The following is a 19,099-nucleotide window of genomic DNA, read 5'->3' on the forward strand; positions in this document are numbered from 1 at the left end:
CTTTAATTGGAAAGGAGTGAGGTTAACTAATTTTTCATACGCCGTCTAAAAAAGTAAAGGAGGAATTTTTTTGAAAAGAAGAGTTACAAAAGTGCTGATTTCCCTGACGCTAGCGGCTGGTATCGCAATTCAAGGTGCTATACCAGTGTTTGCGATCGATGGGGATCATGCTGCGGCGATCAGTGCCGTTCATTTAAAAACAGAGTATCAAACCAATCCAATGGGAATTGATATGGATGCTCCTACTTTAAGTTGGGAAGTGGATTCCCAGGCTAGGGCTCAGGTGCAGTCTGCATACCAAATAAAAGTAGCCGATGAAAGCGGGGATATTGTTTGGGACAGTGGTAAGGTAGAATCAAATGAAACTACTGGTATTGAGTATGAGGGCGAAGAACTTTCTCCTATGCAAAAATATACCTGGAATGTTCGTGTATGGGATAAAGATAATGCGGTATCCGATTGGAGTGAACAAGCCAGTTGGGAAACCGGTCTGACAGAAGAACAATGGAAGGACGCTGATTGGATTGGAAAAGCCTCCTCTATTTCGTCTCCTGAATCGCTCAATCTTGAAGAATCCAATTGGATATGGGTTTTAAACGGGACAGATTATAAATATGTTCCTGGGGAAACTAGGTATTTCCGCAAAACGATTGCTCCAAATACGGAAAAATCAGTCCAAAAGGTATTGTTGGCGTTCAGCGGCGACGATTATGGAACCGTTTATGTCAACGGGACACAGGCTGCTGCTATAGAAGGAGCCAATGCTTGGCGTAAAGGCGACGCTGTAGATATTACTAATCTTTTTACTGCAGGACAAAATCAAATTTCAGCTGAAATCACCAATGCCTCGAAAGGATATGCAGGTTTTATCGCAAAAGTTATTATCCGTTATAACGATGGAACAAACGACATATTTGTAACAGACGAAAGCTGGAAATCCAGTTTAACCCCAGAGGAAGGTTGGATGCTTCCTACCTATGACGATTCCAGCTGGGAAATACCGGATCAAGTTTTAACTTATGGGGTTGACCCTTGGAAGAAACAAGTCAATCTACCTCAAATTGAAGATGACAATAGCAAAGTGTTTGATGCAGCCCCAATGTTGCGTAAAGAATTTTCTGTTCAGGATAAAAAAGTGAAGTCAGCCAGGGCTTATATCACTGGGCTTGGTTACTATGAACTAACACTTAATGGGGAACGCGTTGGAGATAATATGATTGACCCATTGGTTACTCGGTATAACCAGCGCTATTTTTATACCACCTATGATGTAACTGATCAATTGCTTGCATCTGAAAATACGATTGGCGTCACCCTAGGTAGGGGATATTATGGGACAATCGGCAATGGAATGAACTGGCAGACCAACGGTTGGTCCAAAGCGCCTTGGGCAGATCAGCCCAAATTGCGGATGAAACTGTGTATTGAATTTGAAAGCGGCGAAACCATGCAGGTTGTATCGGATGAATCCTGGAAAACACATGATAGTGCTACCATTTTTGATGAGCCATATTATGGAGAAGTATATGATGCCCGCCTGGAAATCCCAGATTGGGATAAGCCTGGATTTGATGATTCCCAATGGGAACAGGCTGTTTTAATGGAAGCTCCTACTGGAACAGTGGAACCACAAGCTGCTGATGCGAACAAAGTGGTTGACGAGGTGCATCCTGTTAGTATAACCAATCCAAAAGAAGGCGTTTATGTATTTGATATGGGGCGTGTTGTCACCGGTTGGGCAGAACTAAATGTACAGGGAAACGCTGGTGATATGGTTACCATCCAATATGGGGAAACGCTCACCGAAGAAGGAACTTTGAACCGGAAAGATCTGGTTAATGATTGGGATGTTGACGGGTTTGTCAAACAGGCATCGTCCGATTATTACATCTTAAAAGGCGGGGAAGAGGAAACCTGGCAGCCACGCTTTACCTATAAAGGGTACCAGTACATCCAAGTATCCGGTTATCCTGGTGTTCCAACCCTTGATAGCATTACCGGAAAGGTAATTAATGCAGATTTAGAAGAAACCGGCGAATTTTCCAGTTCCAACGAGATGTTTAACAAAATCCACGAAATTGGGAAAGCCACCTTGTTAAACAACCTGCACAGTTATCCTTCGGATACACCTGTTTATGAAAACCTGGGATATCTAGGTGATGGCCATTTAACACAAGAAATGGGTATGTATAACTTTGACATGGTCCGCTATTATGAAAAATGGGCGAATGATATCCGTGACCAATCCAAAGAAAACGGATATATGGAACAAACTGCCCCAATGTGGAACGAAACAAAAGACAATGCTCCGGAATGGAGTGCCGCTATCTGTCTTGTTCCTTGGCAGAATTATCAAATTTCAGGGAACAAACGTACTTTGGCGGATAATTATCAAGCGATGAAAACCGTATTTGGTTATCAAAGAAGCCTGATGAAAGATAATATTGCAGATAGTATGTGGGGAGACCATGCCAATGTTTCTGGCAACCGCATTACCCCTATAACCGCTACTGCATATGTATACTATATGGCTGATATCATCGCCAAATCAGCGGAAGTCCTTGGCTATACCGATGATATCGATTACTATACACAGGAAGCCGAAACCATCAAAGAGGCGTTCCACAACAAATTTTACGATGAAGAACAAGGCTTCTACTGTTTGAACAAAGGGGGAACTTTCTATCAAACCGCACAGGCGTTGCCACTGGCGCTGGGTATGGTACCAGAAGAAGTGATCCCACGTGTTGTTTACGAGTTTAGCAGTAGAAGTTCCAAAATGGAAAGTGGAATCTTTGGTATTAAATATGTCTTTGCGGAGTTGACCGAGGCAGGGTATGGAGATATTGCCTATAATATGGTAAACACAGAAGAATACCCAGGCTTTGGTTACTGGCTATCCAAAGGGGCAACCTCAATGTGGGAAGGCTGGACAGAGGGAACACGTTCCCGTGATCATCACATGTTCGCTACCATCGACGATTGGTTTTATGAAACAATTGCCGGTATTAACTATGAAGGCGCCGGCTTCTCCACCAGTGTTATCAAACCATATGCGGTAGGCGATTTAACAAACGCACAAGCTAGTTTACATACTGTACGTGGCAAGCTATCATCTGCTTGGAGCAGAGCAGAGGATGGAACATTTTCTTTGAATGTAGAAATTCCAGCCAATACAACAGCAACTGTTTATGTACCCACAGCGGACCAAAACACTGTTTTTGAAAGTGGCATTGCGGCTGATAAGGCAGAAGGAGTAAGCTTCCTGCGGATGGATAATGGCTTTGCTGTTTACAGCGTAGGTTCTGGCAGATACTCCTTTACCTCTAAATATGCTGCCCCTGAACCAATTGGAAAACCAGGGGAAGAAGACAAACATACTTATGTTGTTGATGAATTTGGTGATTATAACAGTATGTTTACCGATTCTACTGGCTTGCGTTTTGATACTGCCAACACAGATAAATATTTCTTTGGGGATGGTACCCGTATTTGCCGTACATCTCTTTCTGAAAAAGAAATTGTTTACTATTTATCCGATGACATCAAATCTATTAATCTAGTAACATTTACTGGCAAAAACTCAGATTGGAAGAATGACTTTGCGTTCTCTGTTTCTTCCGATAATAGTACTTATGTTCCATTGGAAATTCAGGATGCTACCAGGGAAGGAAATACTTCCTGGGTACGTATTACCTATCAATTTGATCAGATACCAGAAGGGATGCGTTTCTTTAAAATCCAGTTTAAACCAATGACCGGAAACGCTTGGGAGCCACAGCTTGCTAAACTCACAGTGGATTGCGGCGTGGAAAACCCACAGTTCCTCACAGTGGATAAACGTGTGCTACAAAAAGCGTTTGACGAAGCTTCGCTAATCGACTTGTCTATCTATACTGAGGAAACAGCAAACCAATTGAAGGCGGCGTTGGGACAAGCAGATAAAGTACTACAAAATACATCTGCTACCCAACAGATGATAGATGATGCTGTTGAAGCACTGCAACAGGCAGTGGATGGCTTAATAGAAAAACCACAAAATGTTGATAAATCCATTTTGAATGCAGTGATTACCTATGCGGAAAATGCCAAAGCCAGTGGAGAATATGACAACGCGATTGAAAGCGTACAGAAATCCTTTGATGCTGCTTTGGAAAATGCAAAAACAGTAGCAGCCAACGCTGGAGCAACCCAAGCAGAAGTGGATGTGGTATGGCGGACATTGCTAAATGAAATCCACAAACTTGGCTTTGTAGCTGGGGATAAAACCTCTCTGACTTCCTTGATTAAAGTAGCTAATGGCATCAATGCTAAACTTGACTTATATGCGGAAGCAGGAAAACCAGAATTTACCGCAGCATTGGAAGCAGCAGTAGCAGTATATGAAGATGGTGACGCTATGCAGGCAGAAATCAATATCGTGGCTGACAACCTGTTAAATGCGATGCTCAACTTGAGGTTGAAAGCAGATAAAACCATTCTGCAACAAGTGATTGCCGAAGCAAACGGCAAAGATGCTAACGCCTACACAGCGAAAAGCTATGGAGCACTACAAGCAGCAGTAGCAAAAGCGAACGAAGTGATGGCGGATGAAAACGCAACTCAAGATGAAGTAGATGTAGCAGTAACAAATGTACAAACTGCAATGGATAACCTGGTAGCAGTAGATGGAACCTCTGCTGAAACTCCAATAGAAGATGTTGTTCAGACCGGACAGGAATCCACTACAGCCAAAGCAAACGCAGCAAAAACAGGGGATGTTGCTCCAATCGCAGGATTGGCAGTAATCACATTAGCAGGAACAGCATTGCTGATTTCTCGCAAAAGAAAATAATTTGAATTTATAATACAGTCAAAAACGGTATAGCATATGCTATACCGTTTTTTTCATTAACACATGAAAAATAGACAATATACATTATCAAATCTCTCGCTATGTAGGTAGGAATTAAATTCAAACGAAGGGCTTCTTCTTTGATGCAATGAGAAGTATTCCAACCACTAAAATAGAGGATTGTCTTTTATAGCAAATAGTTTAGTACGCATAGGGTTCCACATATATTGATATAAAAAATAAATAATTTATAGGATATCTGAAAAGAAATAACGCAAAAATATAGTAATTTTGCTCCAATCAATTGACATATAATAGTTGACATATGCCAGAAATAGCGTTATAATAAAAATATATTTCTGGCATATGTTATAAATAGATGGGAGGAAAAATTCGTGCCTAGACCTTGTAAACGAAGAAGGATTTGTGCTTTACCAGGATGTCGGCGTTTTGGAGTATTAGATGGTTCCTTAAAAAAGCAGCCTCCTGTTATTATGACATTGGATGAGTTTGAAACAATACGTCTCATTGATTTGGAAGGATTAAGCCAGCAGCAATCCGCTGAACAAATGGATGTAGCGAGGGCAACAGTTCAAGCGATTTATGCAGAAGCACGTAAAAAACTAGCAATTTGCCTGATACAAGGACGAGAACTTCGGATTGAAGGAGGCGAATATCTTCTTTGTGATGGAAGTAACCAGAATTGCCGTTGTTGCCATTGTTGTAAAAAGCAGTGACCAATTAGGAGATATATAGTAATCCAAATGATTTGGAGTAGAAATCAGGTGATGAAAGGTATTATAAACAATTGAAATTCCAATAACAAAATGAAACATGATTTTTTATTGTGTATAAATAATACCCGTTTAAAAAACTATCAAGTTTACTATTATTAAATCAAATATTATTTTTTATATGAAAGGAAAGATTACAATGAAAATTGCAGTTACTTACGAAAACGGAAATGTATTCCAACATTTTGGACATTCAGCCCAATTTAAAATCTATGAAACAGAAAATGGGGAAGTAATCCGTGCAGAAGTAGTAGATACCAATGGCAGTGGGCATGGTGCTTTGGCTGGATTCCTTCAAATGTACAATGTAAATGTGTTAATTTGCGGTGGAATTGGTGCGGGAGCTAAAAACGCATTAGCACAGGCAGGTATCCAACTATTCGGAGGTGTGCAGGGAAATGCTGACCAGGCAGTAAACGATTATCTTGCAGGCAAATTGATGTTCAATCCTGAAGCAAGCTGTAGCTCCCATCATGAAGGAGACCATCATTGTGGGGAACATCATAGCTGTGGTGGTCATTGCCATTCTTGATTTTAGTTGAATTTTATTTTACCGGTGTGATTTAATCATACCGGTTTTTTGTTAAGAAAGCCATTCACTCAACTAAGAGAAGAAATGGCAAAAATTTTTTGGTCGAAATTATTTATTTTAGTGAAGAAAGGGATTTGTTATGTTTCGTACTATGCGCCGAAAAAATCAAGAATTATCTTTGGAAGAAAGTATTTCCATTTTGTGCTGCGGCAGTTCAGGGGTATTGGCTGTATCTGGAGACGATAGCTATCCATATGCTGTACCACTCAGTTATGTATATCAGGATTCCAAATTGTATTTTCACTGTGCTAAAACGGGCCATAAACTGGATGCTATTACAAAAAATCCAAAAGTATCTTTTTGTGTTATTGGTCAAGATAAAGTTGTCCCAGAAGAATATACTACCTATTTCCGAAGCGTTATTGTTTTTGGTATAGCCCGAATAATAGAGGAAGAATCCGAAAAAAGGAATGCTATAGAATTGTTGGCAAAACGGTATTGTCCAAATGATGAAAAGGGAAGAAAACAAGAGATAGAACGGGAATACCAACAGCTCTGTATGGTGGAAATTTCTATAGAACATATCTCTGGAAAAGAAGCTATTGAATTGGTTCAAACAAAACATGATGATGAATCATGTATGTCGGTGAAACCGTAATGCTAGCCAAGGATATAATATATCTTTTGAAGATGTTTAGTTTTATCTATTTAGATGCAGAATTCCTGTTTTAGCTGGCTGACTTACATCCCATAACGTCGGAATCAGGCTTATGGTGGTATTTTTCCTTCATTAATTCACAAGATTATCCCACGAAAGCAAAAGTAGGACCTTGTGACATCAGGGTAGTATGAAAAGCTTCGTCTCCAGGATAAGGGTTTATTTAAGGATAACGAAGCGATTCACTTTTACAAAGGAACCATGAATTTTCCATATCCAATTTTTGAAAACCGCCTTATCATTTCATTTATTTTCTATTGTTGCAACAAAAACAGATTCAATTGCAATTTTTTCAAAAAAATTGCTTGACTTGGAGTTTGCTCTAAGTGATACAATAAAAACAATCAATGAAATAGGAGGTTTTTGAAATGGATATTAAAAAAGAATTAGGGGAAGGGGCGGTCTTTCCGGTTGGCGAAAAAAACGATGCTTTTGCCCAATATTTTATTGGACAGAGCTATTTAAACATGCTTACTACTCAGGGGGTTGGTATTGGGAATGTTACTTTTGAACCAGGATGTCGGAACAATTGGCATATCCACCATAAAGGCGGGCAAATTTTACTGGTAACTGGGGGTAGAGGGTACTATCAAGAATGGGGAAAACCTGCTCAGGAGTTGAAACCTGGTGATGTGGTCAATATCCCTCCAGAAATAAAACACTGGCATGGAGCGGCACCGGATAGCTGGTTCCAGCATTTAGCAATAGAAGTACCAGCAGAAGGTAGTTCCAACGAATGGCTGGAACCAGTTTCTTCAGAAGAATACAGCAAACTGAAATAGTCAAAAAGGAGTTCATTACAAATGGTTTTACAAGAAAAATATTCCCTTTCTAACGGAGTAGAAATACCAAAATTGGGATTGGGTACATGGTTTATCGAAGATAGCAAAGCACCTCAAGCGGTTTATGAAGCAGTAAAGATAGGATATCGCCACATTGACACTGCCCAGGCATATGAAAATGAACGTGGTGTTGGGGAGGGAATCCGTACTTGCGGTGTTGCCCGTGAACAATTGTTTGTTACCACCAAACTGGCAGCGGAAATCAAATCCTACGACGCTGCGGTAAAGGCGATTGATGGTTCATTGAAATTGATGGGGCTGGACTACATTGATATGATGTTAATCCACAGTCCACAGCCATGGGCGGATTTCCGCGGTGGAGATTATGCGGAAGGCAACCGTCAAGCATGGCGTGCGTTAGAGGATGCTTACAAAGCAGGGAAACTTCGGGCAATCGGTGTTTCTAATTTTAAAGAACAGGATCTAGAAAATATCCTTTCCTCCTGTACGGTTTCCCCTATGGTAAACCAGTTACTGGTGCATATCAGCAATACACCAAAAAACCTCATTTCTTACTGTCAGAGCAGAAAAATCCTTGTGGAGGCATATTCTCCTGTTGCTCATGGGGAAATCCTCAACCATCCAAAAATTGCGGAAATCGCGAAAAAATATCAGGTAACTGTAGCACAGCTCTGTATTCGTTACGATTTACAGTTGGGTACCTTGCCGTTACCAAAAACAGCAAATCCAGCTCATATGCTGGAAAATGCTCAGTTGGATTTTACCATTTCAGACCAGGATATGGAGCAATTAGCTGCCATAGAACAAATCAGCGATTATGGTGAATTCAGCTTTTTCCCAGTGTTTAGCGGGAAATAAAGATAACATATAAAAACTATATTGGCTGCAATAAAAAGTTGGCTAGCAAGAATATCCCCCTCTAGTATTTTTTACCAGAGGGGGATATTCCTTATTCGGTTGGGCACATGACAATAATTTTTTGTGGGGTGGTTTGCGGCGGTATACTAAAAGTGGTAGAAGTATAATAAACCAACATTTCCGCATTACCTGGCGCACAGCGGTACCGCTGGCCATTTTCAGTCACCACATTGGTCAAAGGGCTTAAGTTCAGCTTTAAGGAATTATCCTCAGCTACCAGATTAGCGTCAAAATATTTTAAGGTCACCTGTTGGTTGTTCCGCAACGGCACAATCAACTCGGCTTGATATTGGGGCGGAAAAATAGCGGGCGCCGGCAGGTTGGCATCATAAAAAGCAGCGATACGCATCCCCCTCCGCAATCTTGTGTTATCTATAATTTTAGTGTCACCCGTTACAATAAAGTTTACAGTATCTGAGCCATTCCGTACGGAAACCATCCAAGTACAGCAGGAATTTTCCGTGCTGATATTTTGAATAATTCCAGTAATACTCTGATAGGTACTATATTCCATAAAAAAACCTCCTTTTTCTTTATCTTATGGCAATCATTCTAAACTGGTTCCAAAAAGCTGATTTATCTCTATTAAATTTATTTTGCTAATTTTGAAAGGATTTCTTCATAAATGGTTTTATTGCTATTTTTCAGTTCCTAAGGTATAATAAGTTCAGTTATATCATAAGTCAAAACCTTTTGGTAACACTACACTGATAACCAAGCAGTTATATTGTTATAATAGAAACAGCAATCTATCGGCTGACAAGTGGATGTTGTTTAAACAGCACAATGCTGAATGTTACTAGAAAATGGTTGTTCTGGTTTTATCCAGTATATGTTAGAAAAATCCAATTTACGTGGCTTATGAAAAATGTTCTATTTTATGTGATGGAATGATAAACATCTCTATCCTTTGATTTATTAACAGGTACTACTGACCTGTCATAACGGTGGGATAGGAGAATGAAATTTTACAAAAGGGGTGTAACCATGTACCGGATTTTAATTGTAGAGGATGATAGGGGGATTGCCTCTGCTGTCCAGCAACAAATTTCTTCTTGGGGATTGGAAGCAAAATGTGTGGAGGATTTTCGGAATGTCTTGGCAGAATTTTCTGCCTATGATCCTCATTTGGTACTGATGGATATTTCCCTTCCATTTTTTAATGGATACCATTGGTGTAGCGAGATTCGCAAAGCATCCAAAATCCCCATTGTGTTCCTTTCCTCTGCTTCGGATAATATGAACTTAATTATGGCAATCAATATGGGCGGAGATGATTTTATCCCCAAGCCGTTTGACCAATCGGTGCTGATGGCAAAAATTCAGGCAGTTCTGCGCCGGACCTACGATTATAGCGGGCAGGTTCCTGTTTTGGAGCATCGAGGAGCCATGTTAAACACAGCGGACGCTACCCTCATATATCAGGGGACCCGCATTGACCTGACCAAAAACGAGTTTAAAATCCTACAAACCTTGATGGAACAGAAAGGTAAGGTTGTTAGCCGGGAAAAATTAATGGAGCGCCTTTGGGAAAGCGACAGCTTTGTGGATGAAAACACCCTGAGTGTCAATGTAAATCGGCTGCGGAAAAAGTTAGATGCAGCAGGGCTGACACAGTTTATTGCCACTAAGGTTGGGATGGGATATTTGATTGAACCAACAGAAGGATGATAAAACATGAAATTGCTACTCCAATATTTTAACTACCACAAAAAGTCAATTGTAGTATTCATCAGCTTTGGCGTCATTTTCGCAGTTGTGTTTTTCCTTTACCGCCTGCCTGTATCCGCCGTGGGCTATGGTGTGGCAGTTTGCGCCTTTGTGGGGATGATTGCGATGATACTGGATTTCCAACGGTTTTATCGGAAACATCATCAGCTAAAAAAGGTATGTGAACAGATTAATGTTACCAAAGAACATCTTCCTTCAACCAAACAATTATTGGAACAGGATTATCAAGAAATCATCTATACCCTTTACCAGCAAAGGCAGGAACTGTCGGATCAGATGAACAACAAATATACAGATCTGGTGGAATACTATACCATATGGGCACACCAAATCAAAACGCCGATTGCTTCCATGAGGCTGAACCTGCAAAGCCAGGATACCGACCTGAGTAGGGAATTATCGGATGATTTGATTCGGATTGAACAATATGTGGAGATGGTATTGTGCTATCTCCGCCTAGATTCCAGTTCCACTGATTATGTCATACGAGAATATGATTTGGATCAGATGGTAAAACAGGCTGTTAGAAAATTTGCCACCCAGTTTATCCGGAAAAAGATTACCCTGCGGTACAATGCTTTGGACTGTAACGTGTTGACGGATGAAAAATGGCTGTTGTTTGTAATAGAACAGTTATTATCCAACGCTTTAAAATACACCAAATCTGGAGGGACTATTACAATCGAACTGGAACAGCCCAAAATATTATGTATCCGAGATACTGGTATTGGCATCGCCCCGGAAGACCTGCCCCGGGTATTTGAAAAAGGGTATACCGGCTACAATGGCAGGAGTGACAAAAAAGCTAGCGGTATTGGGCTATACCTCTGCCGGCGTATCTGTGAAAATTTAGGGCATCGGATTGAGCTTTCTTCTGATTTAGATAGTGGAACGGTAGTACGGATTCATCTGAATAGTGCCAATTTAGAAGTAGAATGACACAGATATGAATCACATAAAAGGCCTGTAAATATGCTTTATTACGATAAATAAGAAATAGCTTTTCTTGTGTAATGTTATTGTTTTAACTCCAATGTTTGTGTCAAATAAGAAATCATAATCTTACAAATTTGTAAGGTGAGAACAGGGAAATGTAAGCTGATTCGATGGCAGTACATTTCCCTGTTCGGTTATAATAGGGTTGTAAAGTTCATATACGAGATGGAGGTTCATGATTATGCCAATATTAGAAGTAAATAATCTGAAAAAAATCTATACAACACGTTTTGGAGGAAATCAAGTTCAAGCTCTCCGGAGTGTAAATTTCAGTGTTGAAAAAGGGGAATATGTTGCTATCATGGGAGAGTCCGGTTCTGGTAAAACCACCCTTTTAAATATTTTAGCAGCCCTAGATAAGCCAACTGGAGGAAGTGTTCTATTGGATGGAAAGGATTTATCCAAAATTAAAGATTCCGAAATTGCTAACTTTCGCCGGGATAACCTGGGGTTTGTATTCCAGGATTTTAATCTTCTAGATACTTTTTCCCTTCAAGATAATATCTTTTTACCATTAGTACTTGCGGGGAAAAATTTTCAGGAAATGAAGCAGAAACTCACTCCTATTGCGGAAAAGCTAGGGATTACACCGTTATTATCCAAATATCCATACGAAGTTTCTGGTGGTCAAAAACAGCGTGCAGCGGTTGCTAGGGCGTTGATTACCAATCCAAGGCTCATTCTTGCCGATGAACCAACCGGCGCTTTGGATTCCAAATCCACTGATGAATTGTTGGAGCTGTTCTCCAATATTAACCGGGATGGTCAAACCATTCTGATGGTAACCCACTCGGTCAAAGCGGCGAGCCATGCCCAAAGGGTATTATTTATCAAGGACGGAGAAGTTTTCCATCAAATTTACCGTGGAAATAGTACCGACCAACAGCTATACCAAAAAATTTCGGATACCTTAACACTTTTGGCAACAGGCGGTGATCAATAATGAAATTAGGATTTTACCCCAAACTTGCCTTTACCGGCATTGCAAAAAATAAAAAGACCTATCTTCCTTACATTTTAACCTGTATTGGAATGGTTATGATGTTTTACATTATCCTATTTTTAACATCCAGCCAGGTATTGTACAACATGCGGGGTGTAGATGTCATGCAATCCATCCTTTCAATGGGTTGCGGCGTTATTGGTCTGTTCTCGTTAATTTTTCTGTTTTACACCAACTCTTTTTTAATCCGCCGAAGAAAAAAAGAATTCGGGCTGTATAACATCCTGGGGATGGGGAAAAGGAATTTGGCTCGTATTTTAATATGGGAATCCATTATTATCGCGGTGATTTCCATAATTGGTGGACTGATTTGTGGTATCCTGTTTTCCAAGGTTGGGGAATTGATTATGACCCAAATGTTAGATGGGGACATTAGTTTTTCATTTACCGTCAGTTTTCAATCAATTTGGGTAACACTCATTGTATTTGCTGGAATTTTCTTTTTGATTTTATTAAATTCTCTGCGGCAAATCCATCTCTCTAATCCAATCCAATTATTGCGTAGTGATAATGTAGGAGAAAAACCGCCAAAAGCAAACTGGATAGTTGCTTTTTTAGGAGTTATTCTTTTAGCAGCTGCCTACTATCTGGCTTTGTCTATCCAAGATCCAATTTCTGCGTTGATGTGGTTTTTTGTAGCGGTTATTATGGTAATTATAGCAACCTATCTCCTATTCATTGCAGGTTCTGTTGCGCTGTGCAAGTTATTACAGAAAAATAAACGCTATTATTATAAAACAAACCATTTCGTTTCGGTTTCCTCCATGGTATACCGTATGAAACGGAACGGGGCAGGTTTGGCTTCTATCTGTATCCTGTCTACCATGGTATTAGTGATTATTTCATCCACAGCCTGCCTGTACATTGGAGCGGAAGACAGCCTGCACTCCCGTTATCCTCGGGATATTTTGGTGGAAACTACCACAATGGAGGAGCATTACATTGATGATGTTCACAGTACAATTGACCAAGTATTACAACAAAACAACCAAGAGGAACAAGATCAGTTACATTATCAGTATTTATCTGTAGGTGGTTTTTTCCAGGAGGATCAGGTGATTTTTGGCCAAAGCAAAATAGATACCATGCAATTAATGTCCTCTATTGAAAATGTACGCCAAATTTATGTGGTCCCAATTGATGACTATAACAAGCTTATGGGAACCAATGAAACATTAGGGGAAAACGAAGCACTCTTGTTTGCAACAAAATCGGATTATCCCTATGATACCATTTCCCTTGAAAACTTTGGCACCGTAACAATCAAGCAAACAGTGCCAGAATTTGTAGGAAATGGGGACGATGCGATGATGATAACATCTTCTATTTACCTGTTTGTACCAAAAGATACGATGATTGGCATTTATAATGCACAATATTCCATTTATGGAGATGAAATAGCTTCTGCTTGCAAAGACTACTACGGTTTTAATCTGGATTGTGATGACCATACCCAGATAGAAATTCAAAACCAAATTGATCGGAAAATTGCCCAGATGCAGCAGGAAGATAATCAGTTTCCAAAAGTAATTTCGGAAGGCATTGCCGCGGAACGGTCAGGATTTTACGCCTTGTATGGTGGAATGTTTTTCTTAGGCGTCCTTTTGGGGATTGTATTTATCCTTGGTGCTGTTTTAATCATGTACTACAAACAGGTGACAGAAGGTTACGAAGACCAAGGCAGGTTTGAAATCTTACAAAAGGTCGGTATGACCAAAAAAGAAATCAAAAAAAGTATTAATTCTCAGGTATTGACTGTATTTTTCTTGCCTTTAATCGCAGCTGGAGTGCATACGGCGTTTGCGTTCCCACTAATTAAGAAAATGCTGGTTTTGTTTAGCTTAACAAATACTGGTTTATTGATTGGCATTACCATCGGAAGTTATTTATTGTTTGCTTTGTTCTACATTATTGTATATTTGGTAACTTCAAAATCTTATTACAGCATTGTAAGTAACAGGAAGAAGGAAGCGGCATGAAACGGCTGGTATTAATTATCCTTAGTCTCCTGATTTCGGTCAGCCTGTGTGGATGTGTATTCCACACAGAGGACCGTGAACGGATTAAGGATACGGTATTAAACAATTTTAATAATTTTATCTCAGATATTGGCAGGCACCAACTCACCAGTGACCGAGATTTAATCGGGGAGCGGAACAGACGGGACGATTATACTGGAAAATATACTGCCCTATGTGACCATCAAACCGGCAAAGATGTAGTTTTTGGCGGGACTTCCATTCAAACCTGCACAGTATCAGTGGCAGGTAATATTCAACCAATGGCTGGCACTGCACAAATCAGGGTACGGATGGGGACAGAGGTCACAATACTAACGCCAGAAGCGGATGGTAGTTTCCATACCACTTTCAGTTTTACTGGTGGAGGGAACTACATCATGGTAGATTACGAGGATTTTAGTGGTTCAGTAGAGCTAAATGTGGAGTACCAAACCTAAGGATTGTGTAAAATTGGAAGGAGGCTGCTGGTATGCAAACAGCAAACCATATTATTAGAAAGAATAATCAATATTTTCATCGTTTTGGTATAAAATCAAAAAAATGTCTACAAACTGTTACTGTATGGTTTTCCCTAGCAGTCATTGCTGTAATAGCCATTCCAATTGCGGTTTTATTATTCCTAGTAGTATCCATTTGGATGTTAGCGGATTTTATTCTACGACATCTGCAACGGGAGTAATCAAACACTTTAAAGTGGGAGGAGTACTTTGTCCCTGATGAAAAAATTAATAAAATGGATTCTTGGAATTGGGTCAATCTTTCTTTGTATTGTGTTGGCGATAGGGCTTATTTATGGCACAAAAGGATATTTTTTGTATCAAGGGGTAATCAAAGATAATCCTTTATCTCAGCTTGTAGAGGGGATTGAATCCAAACAGCATTACACTCCCTATGAGGAACTTCCAGAATTTTATATCCATGCGGTTGTTGCGGTGGAAGACCATCGGTTCCAACAACACCATGGTGTGGATCCAATTGCGATTTGCAGAGCAGCTTGGAATGATATAAAAACCCTGTCTTTTGCGGAAGGGGGAAGTACCATCACCCAGCAACTAGCAAAAAATCTGTATTTTACCCAGGAAAAAAAGTTAGAGCGAAAATTTGCTGAGATTTTTGTAGCGTTTGATTTGGAAAGGAACTATACAAAAAAAGAAATACTATCGCTATATGTTAATACCATTTATTTTGGAAACGGCTGTTACGGAATTTATGACGCTGCCCAAAAGTATTTTGGAAAATCACCAAAAGAACTAACCCCCTATGAATCAGCTATGCTGGCAGGTATCCCCAATGCGCCTTCCGCATATTCTCCAAGTGATAATCCAGAACTAGCAGAGCAGCGATTACGTCAGGTTCTAAAGCGAATGGAAGCTTGTGGAGTTATTACCAAAACAGAAATAACCAATATTTTAGAAGAAAGCCCTCATTAATTTAACACAGGTCTCCTCTTTCGCAATAGGGGAGACCTGTGTTTTACACAATATTTTGATAAAACATAGTGTGTGCAAGAGGTTCGAGGAATAAAACTATTTGAAATAGATAACTTTTAGAATAAGAGATGTTTTTATTCCATATTTAGAAAATAATAAGCGGTTTATATCTTGTAAAGTTACTTACTTTACAAGATATAAAGATATTTTCAAGACAAATATCTTTAAAAATTAAGAAAATATCATATTTTCTTTATAGCAAGTAAAGTAATTTACTTTACATATATAAAAAATATTTTTAAGAAATTTATTGTAAACACAAAACACTTTACGGCCTATACAGCAAATAAAAACCATAAAAAATTTAAATATTGTAATTTTTGGTAAGGAAAACATTTGTTTTGACTGCCTTTTTATTACAACAATATATCTTTTTGAGGGTTCGTTTCTTGAATACATAAAACCGTTTGATAGAACAATTTATGGAAAACACAATTGGCAAAAACAGTTTGCATTATCACATTATGATAGTGTCATTTCGTATTCTTAATAAAATGGACACTACTAAATACAAAAAAATCGTATCCTCAATAGGATACGATTTTTTTGTTTCACATTCACTTTTTATTAAAAAAAGGATTTTCTTAATAGCAATAGGATTTTATATATTGTTCAGGGACATCCATTCGTTTTGCCACCTGTTCTATGGTCAATCCCTGATTTAAAAACCGTTGGCAAACTATTTTCATGTTTTCACCAACTTCAATTATATTCATATCTGGGTCATAAAAGCGGACAACCCGTTGTCCCCATGGATGCTCTTTTACTGGATGGACGTATTGGATTTCTGGCAAATCCTCTAACATTTCAATAAATTGGTCAAAATTATCTTCCTCAAAATAGAGTTCTGTATTTTTTCCTCCAAAATATAATTCCTCTTCTGGATGCTCGATTATTTCCAGCCAACTCTTTTTCGTTTGCAGGCATATGCCTCCTGTCAATGTAACATTTTGGCCGAAATTAACAGTAACGTGCAACCCCAATACTTTTGAATAAAAGGATTTTGATTGTTCCAGGTTGGATACTACCAAAAGCGGATTTCTAAATTTCATACTGGTCCTCCTCTAATAGATTCTAATTATTTATTATAATCATGTAAGAAAGTTTTGTCCATGCTCTGAATTTACAAAAAATTACCATTTTTTCTGTGAACTCTGTAAGATGATAAAATGGATTCGACAAATTTACGTTTTTTGATTATAATAGAATTTGGAAACAGTGGATTGAGGAGTGGTAATTATGAATAATAAAGATAAATTGGAACATTTATATCAGGAAATTGATGAATTAATTGAAAAAAATGTCACATTCCAACATCCGGCTTTTAATGCCTGGCACAGTAAAGTATTAAATTTCCTTTCAAAACAATATGGTGAATTTAGCTCAGAGTACACCCAGTTCCATAAACGAAATTTCACCCCAAAATCTTGGGATTTTTCCAGTGCTTCTGCGGATTGTATAGAAGGATTGGAACAAACAAAAATTGAATTTGAAAATTACCTTCAAAAATTAGGGGGGACAATAGCGGAAAAACCTGCCCATGTAGAACCAAAACAATTCAGCAATAAAGTATTTTTGCTTCATGGTCGTAATAGCCAGTTTAAAGATGTAGTAATCAAATTGTTGGAGAAACAAAATATACAACCAATTATGTTAACCCAAGGGTATACCATGATGGAACAGGTACAGGCAAACCAGGATATTATCGCAAGCATTGTCTTGTTTTCCGAAGATGATACTGGAAAACCAAATGAGGAAAAAGAATTTCACTCTCGTGCAGGGCAATCTGTTCTATTTGGGGCGGGGTATTTAACTGGAAAGCTTGGAAAAGATAAAACTTTGTTATTATCCAGTGGCTTATTGGAACTTCCGCCTGATTTACAAGACATTGTGAATACTAATACGGGAAACTGGCAATTGGATGTACTAAAACAATTAAAAAAAATTGGTTTTTCAATTGATTTAAATAAACTGTTTGAATAGTATCATTCTAAAAAACTTGCATTAGCCATTTTTCGTATTTTATGTGAACATACTGCCCGAAAACAAATAATTTATTTATCATATATTGTAAAAAGTGATAACTTATGGTATAATATAGAAATAGGTCATGTGGGAAATTGATTTTTAAGGAAAAAAGGAGCCTATAAAAGTTTGTTTCCTGCTTTTTTAAAACCTATCCTTATGGATTGTTGGGCATACCGGAAGGATAGGCTTTTTAATTTTATAGCAATTTTATTTGGATTCCCCCTATAAGCGGATTCCTACCAGAGCGTTAGCAGCCTGGATCAAGGAGGAACATCAATGAATACAAACCCAAAAAAAGATTTACTAAGTACAGAAATGTCCGATTATTTCAATTGTCCTTGCCAGCTTTTTCAGCCAATGTTAGATGATGACCCATTAATGGAAACGTTTTATAAAGCGTCTGTAGAAGGAAAACAGCAGGGATTTACCCCAATGTTAGTTACCTCAGAAGATGATCTTTTATGGGAAAATCTTTTTATGAATTCAGATCCAGAAAATAAACGGATCTCAGCTCGATTTCATCCAGGAAGGGTAGCAGCTTACCGGAAACGAATTTTGAGTTCTCCATTACCCGATGGAAAACAGCTACTGGATCATCTATTGAAAATAAGAAAAGAAGAAACCGAACAGCATGGATTGGATTGGGATGCTAAAATTAAAGGCCCAATGATTGGTGGAGATGCTATTAGCGTATTTTATGGATACTGGGATTTTAACACCAAAATGACAGTTCCAGTTACCTTGGCAAAAATTCCAGTAAAAAATCCTTGGGAAGTGTTTGCCTGGATTCCTTTTGGAGGTTGGAATGATTGCCCATCTCCATTGAAGATGATTGCAATTGCTAAATACTGGTATCATGAATATGGGGCAGTTCCAGCAGTAATTACCCATGATGTATTGGAATTTTCTCTTTCAACCCCAGTTCCACGAGAAAAAGCTTTACAGCTTGCTTTAGAGCAATACGCCTTCTGTCCGGACATTATCGACCAATGTCCTGTAGAAGAGGGGAATATCGGCTCTTTAGCGGATAGTTTATCCAAATCTACTACCTGGTATTTCTGGTGGAATTGATGTTTGGTTAGAATTCTTGGAAATCGGCCAGCAAACATTCCTTATCAAACAAAAATCGTAATTACAATCAAATGGTAGCTATGTCAGAATTTTTATATTAGGAAGCGGTAGAGGATTTTTCTCTGCCGCTTTTGTTATAAACCATCACAAAAAAAACGAT

At 38.8% G+C, this 19,099-nt stretch carries 17 protein-coding genes; 15 read left to right on the plus strand and 2 right to left on the minus strand.

Annotation, left to right across the window (positions count from 1 at the left end):
- The first annotated feature begins 70 nt into the window (after positions 1-70).
- The 6 genes from H8Z77_RS03715 (at position 71) to H8Z77_RS03740 (ending at position 8,539) form a co-directional block, all read left to right on the plus strand.
- Entirely contained in the window at positions 71-4,834 is a 4,764-nt protein-coding gene (locus tag H8Z77_RS03715) for a family 78 glycoside hydrolase catalytic domain (RefSeq protein WP_186996216.1), read from the plus strand.
- Between the two features lie 395 nt (positions 4,835-5,229).
- Entirely contained in the window at positions 5,230-5,571 is a 342-nt protein-coding gene (locus H8Z77_RS03720) for a DUF134 domain-containing protein (protein WP_186996217.1), read from the plus strand.
- A gap of 196 nt (positions 5,572-5,767) precedes the next feature.
- A complete protein-coding gene (locus tag H8Z77_RS03725; RefSeq protein WP_069988824.1) occupies positions 5,768-6,160 on the plus strand; it encodes a NifB/NifX family molybdenum-iron cluster-binding protein in 393 nt (130 codons plus the stop codon).
- 139 nt (positions 6,161-6,299) lie between these two features.
- Positions 6,300-6,818: a pyridoxamine 5'-phosphate oxidase family protein gene (locus H8Z77_RS03730; protein ID WP_186996218.1), complete on the plus strand. Its 519-nt coding sequence runs from the start codon at positions 6,300-6,302 to the stop codon at positions 6,816-6,818.
- Positions 6,819-7,246: 428 nt separating this feature from the next.
- Positions 7,247-7,660: a cupin domain-containing protein gene (locus H8Z77_RS03735; protein ID WP_186996219.1), complete on the plus strand. Its 414-nt coding sequence runs from the start codon at positions 7,247-7,249 to the stop codon at positions 7,658-7,660.
- A 21-nt stretch (positions 7,661-7,681) separates the two neighbouring features.
- A complete protein-coding gene (locus H8Z77_RS03740) occupies positions 7,682-8,539 on the plus strand; it encodes an aldo/keto reductase (protein ID WP_186996220.1) in 858 nt (285 codons plus the stop codon).
- Positions 8,540-8,630: 91 nt separating this feature from the next.
- Here the strand turns inward: H8Z77_RS03740 and H8Z77_RS03745 are convergent, their stop codons facing one another.
- Positions 8,631-9,113, minus strand: a complete 483-nt coding sequence (locus tag H8Z77_RS03745) for a hypothetical protein (RefSeq protein WP_186996221.1) — start codon at positions 9,111-9,113, stop codon at positions 8,631-8,633.
- Between the two features lie 473 nt (positions 9,114-9,586).
- Between H8Z77_RS03745 and H8Z77_RS03750 the strand changes: the two genes are divergently transcribed.
- The 7 genes from H8Z77_RS03750 to H8Z77_RS03780 all read left to right on the plus strand — a co-directional run bounded on the left by H8Z77_RS03750 (position 9,587) and on the right by H8Z77_RS03780 (position 15,780).
- Positions 9,587-10,270, plus strand: coding sequence for a response regulator transcription factor (locus tag H8Z77_RS03750; protein ID WP_186997098.1), 684 nt, complete (start codon positions 9,587-9,589; stop codon positions 10,268-10,270).
- 6 nt (positions 10,271-10,276) lie between these two features.
- Positions 10,277-11,269, plus strand: coding sequence for a sensor histidine kinase (locus H8Z77_RS03755; protein ID WP_186996222.1), 993 nt, complete (start codon positions 10,277-10,279; stop codon positions 11,267-11,269).
- A 238-nt stretch (positions 11,270-11,507) separates the two neighbouring features.
- Complete coding sequence (locus tag H8Z77_RS03760) at positions 11,508-12,269, plus strand: ABC transporter ATP-binding protein (protein WP_069988837.1); 762 nt, start codon at positions 11,508-11,510, stop codon at positions 12,267-12,269.
- Positions 12,269-14,308, plus strand: coding sequence for an ABC transporter permease (locus H8Z77_RS03765; RefSeq protein WP_186996223.1), 2,040 nt, complete (start codon positions 12,269-12,271; stop codon positions 14,306-14,308). The genes H8Z77_RS03760 and H8Z77_RS03765 overlap by 1 nt, the downstream gene beginning before the upstream one ends.
- Positions 14,305-14,787 (plus strand): hypothetical protein, encoded by a 483-nt coding sequence (locus H8Z77_RS03770; protein WP_186996224.1) that lies wholly within the window; start codon positions 14,305-14,307, stop codon positions 14,785-14,787. The genes H8Z77_RS03765 and H8Z77_RS03770 overlap by 4 nt, the downstream gene beginning before the upstream one ends.
- A 32-nt stretch (positions 14,788-14,819) precedes the next feature.
- A complete protein-coding gene (locus tag H8Z77_RS03775; protein WP_069988843.1) occupies positions 14,820-15,029 on the plus strand; it encodes a hypothetical protein in 210 nt (69 codons plus the stop codon).
- 37 nt (positions 15,030-15,066) lie between these two features.
- Positions 15,067-15,780: a transglycosylase domain-containing protein gene (locus H8Z77_RS03780; protein WP_186996225.1), complete on the plus strand. Its 714-nt coding sequence runs from the start codon at positions 15,067-15,069 to the stop codon at positions 15,778-15,780.
- 644 nt (positions 15,781-16,424) lie between these two features.
- Here H8Z77_RS03780 and H8Z77_RS03785 read toward each other — a convergent pair.
- The gene (locus H8Z77_RS03785; protein WP_186996226.1) at positions 16,425-16,892 is read right to left on the minus strand and encodes a VOC family protein; all 468 of its coding nucleotides are present in this window, start codon (positions 16,890-16,892) and stop codon (positions 16,425-16,427) included.
- A 187-nt stretch (positions 16,893-17,079) separates the two neighbouring features.
- Here H8Z77_RS03785 and H8Z77_RS03790 point away from each other — a divergent pair, with 187 nt between their 5' ends.
- Positions 17,080-17,823, plus strand: coding sequence for a TIR domain-containing protein (locus H8Z77_RS03790; RefSeq protein ID WP_069988849.1), 744 nt, complete (start codon positions 17,080-17,082; stop codon positions 17,821-17,823).
- 321 nt (positions 17,824-18,144) lie between these two features.
- On the plus strand, positions 18,145-18,939 hold the full coding sequence (locus tag H8Z77_RS03795) for a DUF4253 domain-containing protein (RefSeq protein WP_186996227.1): 795 nt from the start codon (positions 18,145-18,147) through the stop codon (positions 18,937-18,939).
- The last annotated feature ends 160 nt before the right edge of the window (positions 18,940-19,099 follow it).

It is taken from the genome of Clostridium facile, from assembly GCF_014297275.1.
Lineage (GTDB): Bacteria > Bacillota > Clostridia > Oscillospirales > Ruminococcaceae > Massilioclostridium > Massilioclostridium facile.